At 43.1% G+C, this 18,151-nt stretch carries 16 protein-coding genes and 1 pseudogene; 16 read left to right on the top strand and 1 reads right to left on the bottom strand.

Features of this window, described 5'->3' with window-relative positions; genetic code table 11:
* Positions 1-25: 25 nt before the first annotated feature.
* The 16 genes and pseudogenes from HMPREF9189_RS08735 (at position 26) to dtd (ending at position 17,659) form a co-directional block, all read left to right on the top strand.
* Complete coding sequence (locus HMPREF9189_RS08735; RefSeq protein WP_000767873.1) at positions 26-364, top strand: type II toxin-antitoxin system RelE/ParE family toxin; 339 nt, start codon at positions 26-28, stop codon at positions 362-364.
* Positions 357-1,442, top strand: a complete 1,086-nt coding sequence (locus HMPREF9189_RS08730) for a HigA family addiction module antitoxin (protein ID WP_000066248.1) — start codon at positions 357-359, stop codon at positions 1,440-1,442. The genes HMPREF9189_RS08735 and HMPREF9189_RS08730 overlap by 8 nt, the downstream gene beginning before the upstream one ends.
* Positions 1,443-1,594: 152 nt before the next feature.
* Positions 1,595-1,999: a YbgA family protein gene (locus HMPREF9189_RS08725; RefSeq protein ID WP_000438474.1), complete on the top strand. Its 405-nt coding sequence runs from the start codon at positions 1,595-1,597 to the stop codon at positions 1,997-1,999.
* Positions 1,983-2,345 (top strand): TIGR02328 family protein, encoded by a 363-nt coding sequence (locus HMPREF9189_RS08720; RefSeq protein ID WP_001241794.1) that lies wholly within the window; start codon positions 1,983-1,985, stop codon positions 2,343-2,345. Before HMPREF9189_RS08725 ends, HMPREF9189_RS08720 begins: the two co-directional genes overlap by 17 nt.
* Positions 2,346-2,588: 243 nt before the next feature.
* Positions 2,589-4,838, top strand: a complete 2,250-nt coding sequence (gene metE, locus HMPREF9189_RS08715; protein WP_000108234.1) for a 5-methyltetrahydropteroyltriglutamate--homocysteine S-methyltransferase — start codon at positions 2,589-2,591, stop codon at positions 4,836-4,838.
* Positions 4,839-4,930: 92 nt separating this feature from the next.
* Complete coding sequence (gene metF / locus HMPREF9189_RS08710; protein WP_000089958.1) at positions 4,931-5,797, top strand: methylenetetrahydrofolate reductase [NAD(P)H]; 867 nt, start codon at positions 4,931-4,933, stop codon at positions 5,795-5,797.
* Between the two features lie 654 nt (positions 5,798-6,451).
* Entirely contained in the window at positions 6,452-8,665 is a 2,214-nt protein-coding gene (gene pnp, locus HMPREF9189_RS08705; protein ID WP_000166419.1) for a polyribonucleotide nucleotidyltransferase, read from the top strand.
* Between the two features lie 15 nt (positions 8,666-8,680).
* A complete protein-coding gene (gene cysE / locus HMPREF9189_RS08700; RefSeq protein WP_000539967.1) occupies positions 8,681-9,298 on the top strand; it encodes a serine O-acetyltransferase in 618 nt (205 codons plus the stop codon).
* An 11-nt stretch (positions 9,299-9,309) separates the two neighbouring features.
* Positions 9,310-10,176 carry a GNAT family N-acetyltransferase gene (locus HMPREF9189_RS08695; protein ID WP_000613616.1) on the top strand — a complete coding sequence of 289 codons (867 nt, stop codon included), beginning with the start codon at positions 9,310-9,312 and terminating at the stop codon, positions 10,174-10,176.
* A gap of 4 nt (positions 10,177-10,180) precedes the next feature.
* Positions 10,181-10,943: pseudogene (locus HMPREF9189_RS08690) on the top strand (nucleoside phosphorylase).
* 43 nt (positions 10,944-10,986) lie between these two features.
* Positions 10,987-12,330, top strand: a complete 1,344-nt coding sequence (gene cysS, locus HMPREF9189_RS08685; RefSeq protein ID WP_000591102.1) for a cysteine--tRNA ligase — start codon at positions 10,987-10,989, stop codon at positions 12,328-12,330.
* On the top strand, positions 12,323-12,709 hold the full coding sequence (locus HMPREF9189_RS08680; RefSeq protein WP_000567907.1) for a Mini-ribonuclease 3: 387 nt from the start codon (positions 12,323-12,325) through the stop codon (positions 12,707-12,709). Before cysS ends, HMPREF9189_RS08680 begins: the two co-directional genes overlap by 8 nt.
* A 2-nt stretch (positions 12,710-12,711) precedes the next feature.
* A complete protein-coding gene (locus tag HMPREF9189_RS08675) occupies positions 12,712-13,581 on the top strand; it encodes a helix-turn-helix domain-containing protein (protein WP_000879849.1) in 870 nt (289 codons plus the stop codon).
* Positions 13,582-13,694: 113 nt separating this feature from the next.
* Complete coding sequence (locus HMPREF9189_RS08670) at positions 13,695-14,825, top strand: ABC transporter ATP-binding protein (RefSeq protein ID WP_000229942.1); 1,131 nt, start codon at positions 13,695-13,697, stop codon at positions 14,823-14,825.
* 144 nt (positions 14,826-14,969) lie between these two features.
* The gene (locus tag HMPREF9189_RS08665) at positions 14,970-17,186 is read left to right on the top strand and encodes a bifunctional (p)ppGpp synthetase/guanosine-3',5'-bis(diphosphate) 3'-pyrophosphohydrolase (protein ID WP_001123783.1); all 2,217 of its coding nucleotides are present in this window, start codon (positions 14,970-14,972) and stop codon (positions 17,184-17,186) included.
* A 29-nt stretch (positions 17,187-17,215) separates the two neighbouring features.
* Positions 17,216-17,659 carry a D-aminoacyl-tRNA deacylase gene (gene dtd, locus HMPREF9189_RS08660; protein ID WP_000691414.1) on the top strand — a complete coding sequence of 148 codons (444 nt, stop codon included), beginning with the start codon at positions 17,216-17,218 and terminating at the stop codon, positions 17,657-17,659.
* Between the two features lie 31 nt (positions 17,660-17,690).
* Here the strand turns inward: dtd and HMPREF9189_RS12570 are convergent, their stop codons facing one another.
* Positions 17,691-18,104, bottom strand: coding sequence for a hypothetical protein (locus tag HMPREF9189_RS12570; RefSeq protein ID WP_009755410.1), 414 nt, complete (start codon positions 18,102-18,104; stop codon positions 17,691-17,693).
* Positions 18,105-18,151: the final 47 nt, after the last annotated feature.

Here is an 18,151-nt window from a genome sequence, read left to right as displayed (position 1 = left end):
AATTTAATTTAACGGAAAGGGAACTATGAAGCTTATCTATACAAACAAAACTGTTAAAAAGCAGTGCACAGAGCTGAGGAAGGCGAAAAAGGATTTTTCGGAAAAGGTTGCTGTAAAGTTGCACAAGTTAATCAACTTGTTAGAATCTGTAGATACCTTGGCCAGTGTGACTGCTTTTCCTAAATATCACTTTCACCAACTCAAGGGAAAGAGACAAGGACAGTTTGCTTTGGATATAGATGGTCGAAGGAGTTCCTATCGGTTGATTGTCGGTTTTCGTGAAGAGGACCTAGAAAAGGTCTTTTCAAGTCCCATTGAAATCGAAATCCTAAAAATAGAGGAGGTCAGCAATCACTATGAGTAATAAAATTGTTGAATACAAAGACCTGATTGCTTTTCATCCAGGTCAGTATGTTGAAGAGTTGATTGAAGATTATAACGTAACGCAGAAAGAATTTGCGGAGCGCTTAGGTGTTTCGGCAAAGACTGTCAGCAAGATCGTCAATGCTGAGGAGTCCATCAGTAAAGAAACGGCTCATAAGTTAGCCAAGCTAAGCGGAGTTTCCATGCAAACCTGGCTCAATCTTCAGAATGCTTATGATGTAAAAGTGGCTGAGATTATAGAGGAAAGAGAGCTTGAAGAAGGTAGCGAAAAAGAAATCTGTGAGATGATTGATTTCAAGTATTTTAAGGAAAAAGGCTACGTTCCAGATAAACGCTATAGCTTGAAGGAAAAGATTATTGAGCTTCGCAAGATTTTAGGTGTGGCAAGCATAGAGAACCTTACATCGTTTAACCATCTAGTCAGCTATCGGAATACGCGTGAGTTTACGACTAAAAGTATAGTTAACTCCAATATCATGCTGGAGTTGGCATCTAAAAGAGTACGTGATACAACAACTATCAAGCTCAATCGCAGAAAGTTAGAGAAAAGCTTGCCTGCCTTGAGAGAGTTGACCAGACAGGACCCAGAAATCTTTCCACAGCGCTTGTACGATATCTTACTTGATTGTGGTGTTGTTTTAGTCGGTCTACCTGCTTTGCCAAATGCCAATCTGAATGGAGCGACTAAAAAATTCAGTAATGGCAGTGCCTTGCTTTTACTCACGGATCGAAATAAAGTATCCGATATTTTCTGGTTTTCACTTTTCCATGAGATAGGACATATTCTGGAGAATGATTTTTCATCTGATGATGGAAATAGCGAATCCTACCGACTTTCTGAGGAAGAGGCAGATCAGTTTGCAAAAGATCTTTTAATAAGACCAGAAGACTATCAGGCTTTTGTTGAAAAAGGCAACTTTGATAAGTCTGATATCATACGTTTTGCAGAGGAGATAGATATTCATCCTAGCGTCGTTTTAGGCAGACTACAAAATGAGGGTATTCTCGGCTTTGACCGTTTTCGTGAATTAAAGGAAAATTATTACTTTGTTTCTTGAATCTATGGAAATTTGTAGAAGATGAAAATGTTCCATACAGTTAGTAATGATAGCTTCTTTATTCGCTCATAATTCGCTTATTTTTTGAAATAAGACCAAGATACAATTTTGTTTCCATATTTCCTGGAAACTGATAGAAAGTAAGGAGAAACATGGAACAAACTAATCAAAAATCTCAGTGTCAGCAACTCTGGGCTAGAAATAAATACCTCGTTTTGAGCCATTCCAGCAATATTTACAATGAGATTCGTCAGTATCTCAAGAATGATGTGGTGGAGCTGAGTCATGTTCAGGAACTGATCGACTGTGCCTGTCAAATCCCAGAACATAGGGGTCAGGTTTGCAATGCCTTTCAGCATATTTGGGGCTATTTCAAAAAGAAAGCGACAGATGCTGAGCGCAAGGACTATATGCTCTTGCTGGATCGCTACCGCTTTGGTCAGGCTTCCAAGGAGGACTTGATTACTAAGACGAGAGAGTTGCTTGAACGTTACCCAAATGCTTATCTGCAAAATTCTACCTTACTGAAAGGAGACGCCCATGAGACTTTGGCATGAAGCTTTGATTTCACAACTTCCCCGTCCTCAACTCTTGGGGCAACATCGAGAGTGTTGTGCCCTGCGTGGCAATGGCTGGGGCAGAAAACATGCGACAGTGGACTATGTCTTTACCCATTCGCCCTATCGTCTCTATGCCTACCATGACTTGATCATGAAGGAGATGGCTAACCGAGGCTACAATGTCAGTCCAGAATGGCTGGACAAGAATTATCGTGGTAAGACTTGCCCTCCTTATGAAGACCTAGCAGAGGAGAAGCTGACCAGTCCCATCTATAGTGAGCATGATGCAGGATACTATGAGGAGTGTCTGGCTAATCTCCGAGATAAGGGGATCAACCTATAGTCTTTTCTAATAGCAAGCCATAGTCACTTATAAGAATCGTCAATAGCTTGTTTGAGAATTTCAACTAAAAGACAACATAAAGCAAACTATACAAAGGATTTGAGGCGCTGTTCTCAAGTCTTTTTCTTTTGTCTAAAAGAGAGATATAGTTTCAAACTATATCAAAGCCTAATTTTTTACAATTATACAGACCTTTTCTTTTCTGTTAAGATAGTTTCAACAACAAATTTTGGAGGACACATCATGTCAACTACGATCATCGGTTTCCCTCGTTTGGGCGAATTCCGCGAATTAAAATTTACAACTGAAAAATACTTTAGAAAAGAAATCTCAGAAGAAGAACTCCTTGCAGCAGCAAAAGACTTGCGCGCAAAACACTGGAACATTGTCAAAGAAAAAGGTATCACTGAAATTCCATCAAATGACTTTTCTCACTATGACAACTTCCTAGATGCAGCTTTCCTCTTCAACGTGGTACCTGCTTCTGTTCAAAACTTGGACTTGTCTGAGCTTGAGTGTTACTTTGCTTTGGGTCGTGGTTACCAAGGAGAAAAAGGGGATGTTCGCGCCCTTCCAATGAAGAAATGGTTCAACACCAACTACCACTACATCGTGCCTAAATTTGAAAAAGACACTCAAGTTAAACTTGCAGGTCACAAGATTTTTGATGAATTCCAAGAAGCTAAAGAACTTGGATTGAACACTCGTCCTGTTCTTGTAGGTCCATTCACTTTCCTTCAATTGTCAGACTTTGAAGAAGGCGTGAAAGCGGAAGACTTCGTAGACAGCTTAGTGGCTGCATACCAAGAAGTTTTTGCTAAATTGGCGGAGCTTGGTGCGACTCGTATCCAACTCGACGAGGCTGCTCTTGTAAAAGATTTGACAGCTGAAGAAAAAGCTCTTTTCTTGAACCTCTACAACAAACTTTTGGCTGATAAAAAAGGTCTTGAAGTCTTGCTTCAAACTTACTTTGGTGATGTTCGTGATGTCTACGCTGACCTTGTAAACTTGCCAGTTGATGCCATCGGTCTTGATTTCGTTGAAGGTAAGAAAACTCTTGAACTCGTTAAAGGTGGTTTCCCAGCTGACAAGACTCTCTATGCAGGGATCGTCAATGGTAAAAACATCTGGCGCAACAACTACGAAAAGAGTTTGGCTGTTCTTGAGCAAATCCCAGCTGAAAACATCGTATTGACAAGCTCATGCTCACTTCTTCATGTGCCATTTACAACTGCTAACGAAGAATTTGAACCAGCTATCTTGAACCACTTTGCCTTTGCAGTTGAAAAATTGGAAGAACTTCGTGATTTGGATGCTATCCGCAATGGTCAAGGTGCAGAAGCTCTTGCTGCTAATAAGGAACTCTTTGCGACTGAGCGTGTGGGTGAAAATGCAGAACTTCGTGCACGCATCGCTGGATTGACAGACGCTGACTACACTCGTTTGCCAGCCTTTGCTGAACGTGAAGCCATCCAAGAAGAAGCCTTTAAACTTCCAGCCCTTCCAACAACAACCATCGGTTCATTCCCTCAAACTAAGGAAGTCCGTGCCAAACGTTTGGCTTACCGTAAGGGTGAATTGTCACAAGAAGAGTACGACGCTTTCCTTGCTGAAACCATCGACGAATGGATCAAATGGCAAGAAGAAGTTGGATTTGACGTGCTTGTACACGGTGAGTTCGAGCGTAACGACATGGTTGAGTACTTCGGTCAAAACTTGTCAGGTTACCTCTTCTCTAAGAATGGTTGGGTACAATCATACGGTATGCGTGGGGTGAAACCACCAATCATCTGGGGCGATGTCACTCGTCTCAACCCAATCACTGTGAAATGGTCTAGCTACGCACAAAGCCGTACGGACAAACCTGTTAAAGGTATGTTGACTGGTCCTGTTACCATTCTTAACTGGTCATTCCCACGTGAAGACATCTCTATTAAGGATTCTACTCTTCAAATCGCTCTTGCTATTAAGGATGAAGTTCTTGACCTTGAAGCTGCAGGTGTGAAAATCATCCAAATCGACGAGGCTGCTCTTCGTGAAAAATTGCCACTTCGTCGTAGCGACTGGTACGAAGACTACCTTGACTGGGCTATTCCAGCCTTCCGCTTGGTACACTCTACAGTTGCGCCAGATACTCAAATCCACACTCACATGTGTTACTCAGAATTTACAGATATCATCCCAGCTATCGACAACATGGATGCGGACGTTATTTCCTTTGAAGCAAGCCGTTCAAACCTTGAAATCTTGGACGAACTCAAAGCGAAAAACTTCCAAACAGAAGTGGGACCTGGGGTATACGATATCCACTCACCTCGTGTGCCAAATGAAGGCGAAATCGACCACACAATCGATGCTATTCTTGCCAAAGTTCCAAGCAAGAAAGTTTGGATCAACCCTGACTGTGGTTTGAAAACACGTGGTATTCCAGAAACAAAAGAAAGCTTGATCCGCCTTGTCGAAGCAGCTAAAGCTGCGCGTGAGAAATTGTAAGATCCGATTTCTCTCTTGACACTGTTTGATCAAGGAACTGCTTAGCCCTATCTAGCTAAGCACTATCGAAATCAAAGAAAAGGACAAAGACTATGTCACGCCAAACACCGTCACTCTCATTTGAAGTGTTCCCTCCAAACCCAGCTGTGGGTAATGATAAGATTATCTCTGCTCTTCAAGATATGCAGGAGCTAGCACCGCACTTTATCAGTGTGACGGCTAGCAATAATAAATTTAATATCAAGGAAACGACGGTTCGTTTGGCTGACTTTATCCAGAATGATTTGGCGATTCCAACCATTGCCCACTTGCCAGCCATCTATCTGACCAAGGAAAAGGTTGCTGAAACTATTGCGGACTTGGACAAGGTTGGGGTACAGAAAATCTTGGCCTTGCGTGGAGATATCATCCCTGATGTGGTGCCACAAAAGGATTTCCGCTACGCAACGGACTTGATCGAATTCATCAAGGAACAAGCACCTCACTTTGATATTGTCGGAGCTTGCTACCCAGAGGGACACCCTGACTCACCAAATCAGATATTGGATATCCAAAATCTCAAGAAGAAAGTGGACGCAGGCTGTTCAAGTCTCGTAACGCAACTTTTCTTTGACAATGAGCGTTTCTATGATTTCCAAGACAAGTGTACCTTGGCAGGGATTGATGTTCCTATTCATGCGGGTATCATGCCCATTCTTAACCGTAATCAAGCGCTTCGTCTCTTGAAAACGTGTGAGAATATCCATCTTCCACGAAAATTTAAAGCCATTTTAGACAAGTATGAGCATGACCCTGAGTCACTCAGAGCAGCAGGACTTGCCTATGCCGTGGATCAGATCGTGGACTTGGTAACCCAGGATGTAGCAGGAGTGCATCTCTACACTATGAACAATGCTGAAACAGCAAAATACATCCATCAAGCAACCCATGCCTTGTTTAACCATCAGTCTTTAGGATAATCGATTCTTTTAGCACTTCGTCTGAAGTGGTTAGGCCGCCAGCAAACCTTCGGTTTCATGGCTAAGCTGAAAGCCTTGGTCTTTCAGTTTGCCTGTAACGTTAGCAAAACTAACCTTACTTTAACCACTGAGACGATAGCTTGTCATTCACTTGCTTTTAAATGAAAAATGACAGTTGTGAGAGCTAAAGAATTCGCTAAATAAGATAAACAACAAACCATTCCTCTTTTCATGGGGGAATGGTTCCTTTTTAATAGAAAAGCCCGCACTTTTTAAGAAAAATATGATAAAATAGACTCTGTACGTACTTGATACAAAGATGAGGGTATTGAATAATACAATGCATTCAAACTGCAAGGTTTAGCGACACGAGTGAGTCAAATCGATGTTATTTGACGAGGGAGTTAGTAAAGCATTTAGCTAATCGCCTGATAGCGATTAGCGTGAAAGGCTTAGATGCTTTAGCATCAATCCTTTCTAATGATTTGTATCTTGAGAATTGAACCCGGCCGAAAAGCTGTGTAAAAAAGATAAACTGTCTTGTCTTCATCGAAAACTTCGTCAGTTTCCTATTTTTACTTTGCTTTTAACGTCCTAGGTATCTTGATCTTTGTAGGCAAGGCGTATAATTTCATCAATCCAAAGGGGATTAACATGACAAAACAAGTGTTTCAAACGACTTTTGCGGGTCGTGAGTTAATTGTAGAGACTGGCCAGGTTGCTAAGCAAGCAAATGGCTCTGTTGTCGTACGTTACGGTGAGTCAACTGTCTTGACTGCTGCCGTGATGTCTAAGAAAATGGCGACTGGGGATTTCTTCCCACTCCAAGTCAACTACGAAGAAAAAATGTATGCAGCTGGGAAGTTTCCTGGTGGCTTTATGAAACGTGAAGGACGTCCTTCGACAGATGCGACTTTGACAGCGCGTTTGATTGACCGTCCAATCCGCCCTATGTTTGCGGAAGGTTTCCGTAACGAAGTGCAAGTAATCAACACCGTCCTTTCTTATGATGAAAATGCATCTGCACCTATGGCTGCTATGTTTGGTTCATCCTTGGCGCTTTCTATTTCAGATATTCCATTTGACGGACCTATTGCTGGGGTACAAGTGGGCTATGTCGATGGTCAAATCATCATCAACCCAAGTCAAGAACAAGCAGAGCAATCGCTTCTTGAATTGACAGTTGCAGGAACTAAACATGCTATCAACATGGTTGAGTCTGGTGCCAAAGAATTGTCAGAAGAAATCATGTTGGAAGCCCTTCTGAAAGGGCATGAAGCAGTCAAAGAATTGATTGCCTTCCAAGAAGAAATTGTTGCTGCTGTCGGTAAAGAAAAAGCAGAAGTGGAATTGCTTCACGTAGATGCGGACTTGCAGGCTGAAATCATCGCAGCCTACAACAGTGACCTCCAAAAAGCGGTTCAAGTAGAAGAAAAATTGGCTCGTGAAGCTGCAACTCAAGCAGTTAAAGACCAAGTGACTGCTGTTTATGAAGAAAAATATGCAGACCATGAAGAATTTGAACGAATCATGCGTGATGTGGCTGAAATCTTGGAACAAATGGAACACGCTGAAGTGCGCCGTTTGATCACAGAAGACAAGGTGCGTCCTGACGGGCGTAAGGTCGATGAAATCCGTCCTTTAGATGCGCAGGTTGACTATCTTCCTCGTGTACACGGTTCAGGTCTCTTCACTCGTGGTCAAACTCAAGCCCTTTCTGTCTTGACCTTGGCACCGATGGGGGAAACTCAAATCATCGATGGTTTGGATCCAGAGTACAAGAAACGCTTTATGCACCACTATAACTTCCCTCAATACTCTGTCGGGGAAACTGGTCGTTATGGTGCGCCAGGTCGTCGTGAGATCGGTCACGGTGCTCTCGGGGAACGTGCTCTTGCTCAAGTATTGCCAAGTTTGGAAGAATTCCCATACGCTATCCGCTTGGTGGCAGAGGTCTTGGAATCAAATGGTTCTTCTTCTCAAGCCTCTATCTGTGCGGGAACTCTTGCCCTTATGGCTGGTGGTGTGCCAATCAAGGCGCCAGTAGCAGGGATTGCCATGGGTCTGATTTCAGATGGAAACAACTACACTGTTTTGACAGATATTCAAGGTTTGGAAGACCACTTTGGAGACATGGACTTTAAGGTTGCAGGTACTCGCGACGGGATTACAGCCCTTCAAATGGATATCAAGATCCAAGGAATCACTGCAGAAATCTTGACTGAGGCTCTTGCCCAAGCCAAGAAAGCGCGTTTTGAAATCCTTGATGTGATTGAAGCAACCATTCCAGAAGTTCGTCCAGAATTGGCTCCAACTGCTCCAAAAATTGATACCATCAAGATTGATGTGGACAAGATCAAGATTGTCATCGGTAAAGGTGGAGAAACCATCGACAAGATTATCGCTGAAACAGGCGTTAAGATTGATATCGACGAAGAAGGTAATGTTTCTATCTACTCAAGCGACCAAGATGCTATTAACCGTACCAAAGAAATCATCGCTGGCTTGGTTCGTGAAGCCAAAGTGGATGAAGTTTACCATGCTAAGGTTGTTCGTATCGAGAAATTCGGTGCCTTTGTCAATCTCTTTGACAAGACAGATGCCCTTGTTCACATTTCGGAAATGGCTTGGACGCGTACCAATAATGTCGAAGACTTGGTGGCTATTGGAGACGAAGTCGATGTCAAAGTTATCAAGATTGATGAAAAAGGACGTGTTGATGCTTCTATGAAGGCTCTTCTTCCTCGTCCACCAAAACCAGAGCGTGATGAAAAAGGTGAAAAGTCTGATCGTCCTCACCGCCCACGTCATCACAAGGACCACAAACCTAAGAAAGAATTTACAGAAACACCAAAAGATTCAGAATAAGAAAAGGAGAAATGTATGGGATGGTGGCGCGAAACCATTGATATTGTAAAAGAAAATGATCCAGCGGCACGCAACAGTTTGGAAGTTTTGCTGACTTATCCAGGTGTCAAGGCCTTAGCTGCTCACCGTCTCTCGCATATTCTCTGGAAGCATGGCTTCAAACTACTGGCTCGTATGCATAGTCAGTTTTGGCGCTTTTGGACTCAGATCGAGATCCATCCAGGTGCCCAGATTGATTCAGGTGTCTTTATCGACCATGGTTCTGGCTTGGTGATTGGGGAGACAGCGATTGTTGAAAAAGGCGTTCTGCTCTATCATGGAGTGACTCTCGGTGGGACAGGGAAAGACTGTGGCAAACGCCATCCAACTGTTCGCAAAGGAGCGCTTATATCTGCTCATGCCCAAGTCATTGGACCTGTTGAAATCGGTGAAAATGCCAAGGTCGGTGCTGCAGCTGTTGTCGTGGCAGATGTTCCGAGTGATGTGACAGTAGTTGGTATTCCGGCCAAGATTGTCCGTCTTCATGGTAAGAAGGATGAGCCTGTCATTCATGAAGTTGAAGAAAAACGTGAATACTACGTCAATAAACTCGAACATGCTAGAGAAGCCAGCCACAGGTCGTCTGGTTTGTAGAGGATACCTATATGATTCAAGCAAAAAACAAGTTAAGCCAAGAGGAGTTATCTGAGGCGAAAAAACTAATTAACTATTGCCAAAACTATGACGGTACCTACCGTGATCCCTATCTCTCTAACATGCTTAATTTTGACCCAAACATGCCCGCCTTTTTCCTTTATTATGAAAAAGGCGAACTTATTGGTTTATTAACGGTTTATGCTGATGATCAAGATGTGGATGTGACGATACTGGTTCACCCCAAATATCGTCGCCAAGGCGTTGCGCGGGCTTTGTATAGAAGTTTTGAGAAAGAAACGGCATCTTATCCTATTGAGTCTGTAACGTTTCAGACAGAGCGTGTTTTTCTAGAGCGCCATCCTGATTTTGTCAAAAACTGGGGACTAGTCGAGGATGAAGAGACAGAAACCTGGTTAGGACGTGATCGAACCGCTTATGCATTAGATGCCCGTTCGGATGTCGATGTGCTCTTGGCGGAACCTTCTTATCTTGAAGCCATAGCCAGGCTCCATCATCAAACGTTTTCAGATGAGACGGAATCGCTGGAATTAAGCCACAGATACATTTCTGAGGCCTTGAAGGATCCCGACAGCCTACTTTATATTTTACTCAAGGATGGTCAAGTCATTGGAATTTGTACTGTCGATGTATCTGGAACTAGCAACTACCTCTATGGACTTGCAGTAGTAGAAGATTATCGTGGAAAAGGCATCGGAAGCTATCTAGCAAAATCCCTTATCAACCAACTGATTGAGCAAAATGACAAGGAATTTCAGATTGCCGTGGAAGACAGCAACCTAGGTGCCAAACGCCTATATGAAAAGATTGGCTTTGTCAAACAGACTCAGGTGGTTTATTTAGATAGGAAAGAGTGAATTAATGTTACTAGAAGAATTCGAAAATGTGCCTGCTGTTATCGAGCCAACTGATAGAAGCCTTCTTAGTAGTAGAGAAATTTGTGATACGATTATTTTATCTTTTAATGGAGAAATTGTTGAACGAGTAAAGCAGTTTAAAGATGTTTACGAAGGTGGCTATCTAACCAATCTGAATGGTAGATTTTCATGGTATATCTATGAAAAAGATGGGGAGTAAGGTAGCAGTTGCTATAGCTACGATTGGAGCCCCGATGGTTGTTGGACTCTTAGAAGAACTCAAAGCAAGAGGATTTAAGAACTTTATTGTTTTGGGTTCTTGCGGAGTTCTAGATCAGTCTATTCAGGCAGATAAGATTATCCTACCAAGTTCAGCTCTACGTGATGAAGGTACAAGTTACCATTACGCTCCTGCAAGTGATGAGATAGCTTATGACGAAACTTTGCTCTTAACCATGGAAGAAGCTTTGAACAAATCTGGCATTGAGCACATTCGAACAAAGGCTTGGACCACAGATGCTTTCTATCGTGAAACAGCCGATAAGGTCAAACGTAGATTAGCAGCAGGTGCGACTGTTGTAGATATGGAAGCCTCAGCAATCATGGCTTGGGCACAATTTCGACAAGCAAAAGTTTATCAATTTTTTTATACGGCTGATTATGTTGACCATCACAATCATGAATGGGATGCAAGACACGAAGAAAGAAAAACAGATGCTATGACTTTCTTTGAGATAGCATTAGTAATTGCTAGAGAGTTGGATTGAAACGACTCTTTACGATAAACAAGAAACAGAAAGGAGACAGTGAGTGATTAAAATCTATGACACCATGTCTCGTGATTTGCGAGAATTTGTCCCAATCGAGGACGGTAAGGTTAAGATGTATGTCTGTGGGCCAACCGTCTACAACTATATCCACGTGGGGAATGCCCGATCGACGGTAGCTTTTGATACCATTCGACGTTACTTTGAATACCGTGGTTTTGAGGTTGCCTATATTTCCAATTTTACGGATGTGGATGATAAGATTATCAATCGCGCCAAGGAAGAAGGGATCACGCCTCAGGAGGTCGCGGACAAGTATATCGCTGCCTTTCGTGAGGATGTGACGGCCTTGGGCGTGAAACCTGCGACTCGCCATCCGCGTGTAGTAGAGTTTATGGAGGACATCATTCGTTTTGTCACTGACTTGATTGAAAAAGGTTATGCTTACGAGAGTCAAGGGGATGTTTACTTCCGTGTGGAAAAATCCCACAACTATGCTAGATTGGCCAATAAAACCTTGGAAGATTTGGAGCTAGGTGCTTCAGGTCGTACCGATGAAGAAACGGCTCGCAAGGAAAATCCTGTAGACTTTGCCCTTTGGAAAGCTGCCAAACCAGGCGAGATTTCTTGGGATAGTCCTTGGGGATCTGGTCGTCCGGGCTGGCATATCGAGTGTTCGGTTATGTCGACAGAGATTTTGGGAGATACCATTGATATCCACGGTGGTGGAGCCGATCTGGAGTTTCCGCATCATACCAATGAAATTGCCCAGTCAGAAGCAAAAACAGGCAAGACTTTCGCCAACTACTGGATGCACAATGGCTTTGTCAATATCGACAATGTCAAGATGTCCAAGTCCTTGGGTAACTTTATCACTGTGCATGATGCATTGAAGACTATTGATGGCCAAGTGCTTCGTTTCTTCTTTGCGACACAACACTACCGCAAGCCTATCAACTTTACGGAAAAAGCAGTGCGTGATGCAGAGACCAATCTCAAGTATTTGAAGAACACTTATGAGCAACCGTTTACTGGAATTGTAGATGCAGGGGAGTTGCAGGACTTTAAAGATAAGTTTGTAGCTGTTATGGATGAGGATTTCAACTCTGCTAACGGTATCACAGTTGTCTTTGAAATGGCCAAGTGGATTAACTCTGGCAACTATGATGCAAGTGTTAAGAAATCTCTTGCGGCTATGTTAGAGGTCTTTGGGATTGTCTTTGTTGAGGAAGTTTTGGATGCAGACATTGAAGCCTTAATCCAAAAACGTCAAGAAGCGCGTGCTAATCGTGACTTTGCGACAGCAGACCAAATCCGTGACCAATTGGCGGCTCAAGGAATTAAGCTCCTTGACACCAAGGATGGAGTGAGGTGGACTCGTGATTGATGTCAATCTCATTAACGGGATTGCGCTGGCTTTTGAGGGAGATGCGGTGTATTCTATGTATATACGTCGTCACCTCATTTTAAAAGGTATGACCAAACCCAATAAACTCCATCAAGAAGCGACCAAGTATGTTTCAGCTAAGGCTCAAGCTCGCCTGATTGCTCTCATGTTGGAGGAGCAAATCCTGACGGAAAAAGAAGAGGAAATCTACAAACGTGGTCGTAATACCAATAGTCATACAAAGGCTAAAAATGCGGATGTCGTTACCTATCGGATGTCGACCGGATTTGAAGCGGTCATGGGCTATCTTCATTTGACTGAAAATATGGAGCGTCTAGAGACCTTAATTTCTTGGTGCATCCAAAAAGTGGAGGAGTAGAAATGCTTGCAAAAGAATTACAAGACTGGTTTCCTGAAGCTCAGATTTCAGATCAACCGATTGAGAAACCAGGCTATCTCACTCTCCCTTTAGATTCTCAGCAGTGGATTTTACTAGAGGAAGCTGGGCTCAGCGAGCGTGAAAAGCAGTTGGTTGCTCTTTTGACCCAGCAGGAGCAGGCTCGTTCGCTCAATCCTTGGTATCCCTATCTGATTGAGGGGAAGGGGCAGGCACCGCAAACATTTAAAAAAATTCAGCTGGTTTATTGCCATCTTTCCTATTTCCAACAGGAAAATCTATCCTCTTGGCTAGACATGATGCAGACCCTCTTTCCTAACTGCCAGACAGTGCTACAGGTCGGAGCTCAGGATTATGTATTTGTGCTTCAACAAGATAAGTACAGCTCTGTCCGCTCAATCTTATCCGATACGATTGAGGCAGTTGAGTATGACTTTGGTCTTCGTCTGTCTATCATGTTGGGGCAGGTCTGGTCACAGGCTGGGTATCAGGCTCTGTCCGACTTGATCAAAGCGGAGCGGGATTTGTTTAAGACTTGGTGGCGTCAGGGCCATCAAGGAGTTCACACTTTTTCACAGCTCTATCTTTGGAGTATGGGGGAAAGACTTGTGGACCTGAAGGTAATCAAGGAATGCCTGCACCAGATGATCTTGGATCAGGACCAGATTCAGGAAATCATTCTCTCCCTTTGGGAAAACAGTGCTGTTCTGACTAAAACAGCCCAGCAACTCTATCTGCATCGCAATTCTCTCCAATACAAGATTGATAAATGGGAAGAATTGACAGGGCTTCAGTTGAAGGAGTTGACGGACCTTACCTTGTGTTATCAGTTGATTTTACCAGATATTCTCTAAAGTTTTGTGCAAGTTGCACAGAACTTTTTTATTTTTTTGGTCATCTTGCCATAGAAAAGTAAAGCGTTTTCATATATAATGAAACTATCAAAATACAAAAGGAGTTCACCTCAATGGTAGAATTAAATCTTAAAAATATTTACAAAAAATATCCAAACAGCGAACACTATTCAGTTGAAGACTTCAACTTGGACATCAAAGACAAAGAATTTATCGTTTTCGTAGGTCCTTCAGGATGTGGTAAATCAACAACTCTTCGTATGATCGCTGGTCTTGAAGACATTACAGAAGGTACTGCATCTATCGATGGCGTGGTTGTCAACGACGTAGCTCCAAAAGACCGTGACATCGCCATGGTATTCCAAAACTACGCTCTTTACCCACACATGACTGTATATGACAACATGGCTTTCGGTTTGAAATTGCGTAAATACAGCAAGGAAGACATCGACAAACGTGTACAAGAAGCAGCAGCAATCCTTGGTTTAAAAGAATTCTTGGATCGTAAACCTGCTGACCTTTCAGGTGGTCAACGTCAACGTGTTGCCATGGGTCGTGCGATCGTCCGTGACGCAAAAGTGTTCTTGATGGACGAACCTTTGTCAAACTTGGATGCCAAACTTCGTGTATCTATGCGTGCTGAAATTGCGAAAATCCACCGTCGTATCGGAGCTACAACTATCTACGTAACCCACGACCAAACAGAAGCGATGACACTTGCAGACCGTATCGTTATCATGTCAGCAACTAAGAACCCAGCTGGCACAGGTACTATCGGACGTGTGGAACAAATCGGTACTCCTCAAGAAGTTTACAAAAACCCAGTTAACAAGTTCGTTGCAGGATTCATCGGAAGCCCAGCTATGAACTTCATCAACGTGAAATTGGTTGGTAGCGAAATTGTTTCTGACGGTTTCCGCTTGAAAGTGCCAGAAGGTGCTTTGAAAGTGCTTCGTGACAAAGGCTACGAAGGAAAAGACTTGATCTTCGGTATTCGTCCAGAAGATGTGAATGCAGAACCTGCTTTCCTTGAAACATTCCCAGAATCAGTGGTTAAAGCAACCATCTCTGTATCAGAATTGCTTGGTTCAGAATCTCACCTTTACTGCCAAGTTGGTAAAGATGAGTTTGTTGCCAAAGTGGATGCTCGTGACTACTTGCAAACAGGTGCAACAGTTGAACTTGGATTTGACTTGAACAAAGCACACTTCTTTGATGTAGAAACTGAAAAAACAGTCTACTAAGATAAATAGAATAGCAAAGCACTGCAGAGTTTCTCTTGCAGTGTTTTTTCTTTTAAATGCATAGGCTCGGCATGAAAACAGGCTTTTCTAGTTTTAATATTCTTAAAAAAGTGATAAAATGGTAGGAAGAATTGGAGAGTATAGATGCCGAAAGAAGTGAATTTGACGGGCGATCAGGTAGTCGCTTTAACGAGAGAATATTTAACAAAGGAAGACGTTGCTTTTGTACAAAAAGCATTGATTTACGCAGTTGATTGTCATAGTGGTCAATACCGAAAATCAGGTGAGCCCTATATTATCCATCCTATCCAAGTGGCAGGAATTCTGGCTAAGCTCAAACTGGATGCCGTAACTGTTGCCTGTGGTTTTTTGCATGATGTAGTTGAGGACACAGATGCGACACTGGATGATTTGGAGCGTGAGTTTGGTCATGATGTTCGGATTATCGTTGATGGAGTGACCAAGCTTGGTAAGGTTGAGTACAAATCACTCGAGGAACAATTGGCTGAAAATCACCGCAAGATGCTCATGGCCATGTCTGAAGATATCCGTGTTATTTTGGTCAAACTATCGGACCGTTTGCACAATATGCGGACTCTCAAACACCTGCGAAAGGACAAGCAAGAACGTATCTCCAGAGAAACCATGGAAATTTACGCACCACTAGCTCATCGTCTAGGGATTTCCAGTGTCAAGTGGGAGTTGGAAGATTTATCTTTCCGTTACCTCAATCCAACTGAGTTTTACAAGATTACTCACATGATGAAGGAGAAACGCAGAGAACGTGAGGCTTTGGTCGATGAAGTCGTAACCAAGTTGGAGGACTATGCTACCGAACGCAATCTCAAAGGGAAAATCTATGGTCGTCCTAAGCATATCTATTCTATCTATCGCAAGATGCAGGATAAGAAGAAACGCTTTGAGGAGATTTATGACCTGATTGCCATTCGCTGTATCTTAGATACCCAGAGTGATGTCTATGCCATGCTGGGTTATGTGCATGAACTTTGGAAACCCATGCCAGGCCGCTTCAAAGACTATATCGCTAATCGTAAGGCCAATGGATACCAGTCTATCCATACGACCGTTTATGGACCAAAAGGGCCGATTGAATTCCAGATTCGGACCAAGGAAATGCACGAAGTGGCTGAGTACGGGGTAGCAGCTCACTGGGCCTATAAGAAAGGCATTAAAGGGCAGGTCAACAGCAAGGAATCTGCTATTGGGATGAACTGGATCAAGGAGATGATGGAGCTCCAAGACCAGGCTGATGATGCCAAGGAATTTGTGGACTCTGTTAAAGAAAACTATCTGGCGGAGGAGATTTACGTTTTTACCCCAGATGGTGCGGTGCGGTCCCTTCCAAAAGATTCAGGACCGATTGACTTTGCCTATGAAATTCATACCAAAGTCGGTGAAAAAGCGACCGGTGCTAAGGTCAATGGCCGTATGGTTCCACTAACAACCAAGCTCAAGACAGGGGATCAGGTTGAAATTATAACCAACCCCAACTCCTTTGGACCGAGTCGTGACTGGCTCAACATGGTCAAGACCAGCAAGGCGCGCAACAAGATTCGCCAGTTCTTTAAAAATCAAGACAAGGAATTATCTGTTAACAAGGGCCGTGAGATGCTGATGGCCCAGTTCCAAGAAAACGGTTATGTGGCCAATAAATTCATGGACAAGCGTCACATGGACGAGGTCCTTCAAAAGACCAGCTACAAGACAGAGGAGGCCCTCTATGCAGCTATTGGTTTTGGAGAAATTGGCGCTATTACCGTCTTTAACCGTTTGACCGAAAAGGAACGCCGTGAGGAAGAACGTGCCAAGGCCAAGGCGGAAGCAGAAGAGCTTGTCAAGGGTGGCGAAGTTAAGGTTGAAAATAAAGAAACCCTCAAGGTCAAGCATGAGGGTGGTGTGGTCATTGAAGGGGCCTCAGGTCTCTTAGTGCGGATTGCTAAGTGTTGCAATCCAGTTCCGGGTGACGACATTGTTGGCTACATTACCAAGGGTCGTGGTGTAGCTATTCACCGTGTGGACTGTATGAATCTCCGTGCCCAAGAAAACTACGAGCAACGTCTCCTTGATGTGGAATGGGAAGATCAATTCTCAAGCAAGGAATACACCGCCCACATTGATATTTATGGTCTCAACCGTACAGGGCTCTTAAATGATGTTCTGCAAGTTCTTTCTAACACAACTAAGAATATCTCGACCGTTAATGCTCAACCAACTAAGGATATGAAATTTGCTAACATCCATGTCTCCTTTGGTATTTCCAACCTCTCTACACTCACTACAGTCGTGGATAAGATTAAGAGTGTGCCAGAGGTCTACTCTGTCAAACGGACCAACGGCTAATTCTCCCCTCAGTTACTAGAAAGGCTATTATGAAAATCATTATCCAACGGGTTAAAAAAGCCCAAGTGAGTATCGAAGGTCAGGTTCATGGAAAAATAAATCAGGGGCTCTTATTACTGGTCGGTGTTGGCCCAGAGGACCAAGAGGAAGATCTGGACTATGCTGTAAGAAAGCTTGTCAATATGCGGATTTTTTCAGATGCAGAAGGCAAGATGAATCTGTCTGTCAAGGATATTGAGGGGGAAATCCTTTCTATTTCTCAGTTTACCCTCTTTGCGGATACCAAGAAAGGCAATCGTCCAGCCTTTACAGGTGCAGCCAAGCCGGATATGGCAGCTGCCTTCTATGACGCTCTCAATCAAAAGCTAGTACAAGAAGTACCTGTTCAGACAGGTATCTTTGGAGCGGATATGCAGGTGGAGCTGGTCAATGACGGACCGGTCACCATTATCCTTGATACAAAAAATAGATAAGAAAACCAAGCCTAGCTGGCTTGGTTTTTGTTTAGAAACAATCGCATAAAGAAATGTGTTTGTCGTAAAAGTCTGGATAGTTTTCTCTTAGGTGGCTAGCCGTCAGATAATAAAAAGTAGAATGGCAAGAAGTGACGATTGGCATAAGAGAGGAAAATCGCTGAGAACTAGTGAAGGCTAAAAGGACAAATAATAGAAAGTCAATGGTGAGAACCCCTAAATAGTAGAAGCGAATCTTTTTATTGATTTGAGGATAAATCTCAGGGAAATGATGTTTGAGTCGGAAGACCAAGCGAAATAGCAGTAATCCCTGAGCAAGGATTAAAATGAAGCCAGAGAGTAGGAGCCAGTCCAAAGATGTCTCGGATCTGGTGTAAAAAAATGTAAATAGTAGCAAATCAGAGACTGCAATGGCTGCGAAGTGTAGTCTAAAGAGCTTTTTCATAAGATGACCTCCCTCTTTTATCTTGCTTCATTCTACACCAAATGAAT

This window comes from Streptococcus sp. oral taxon 071 str. 73H25AP (assembly GCF_000146755.1).
GTDB lineage: Bacteria > Bacillota > Bacilli > Lactobacillales > Streptococcaceae > Streptococcus > Streptococcus oralis_T.
Note: the sequence above shows the minus strand (reverse complement) of the source record. Positions and strands in the feature narration are given on the sequence as shown.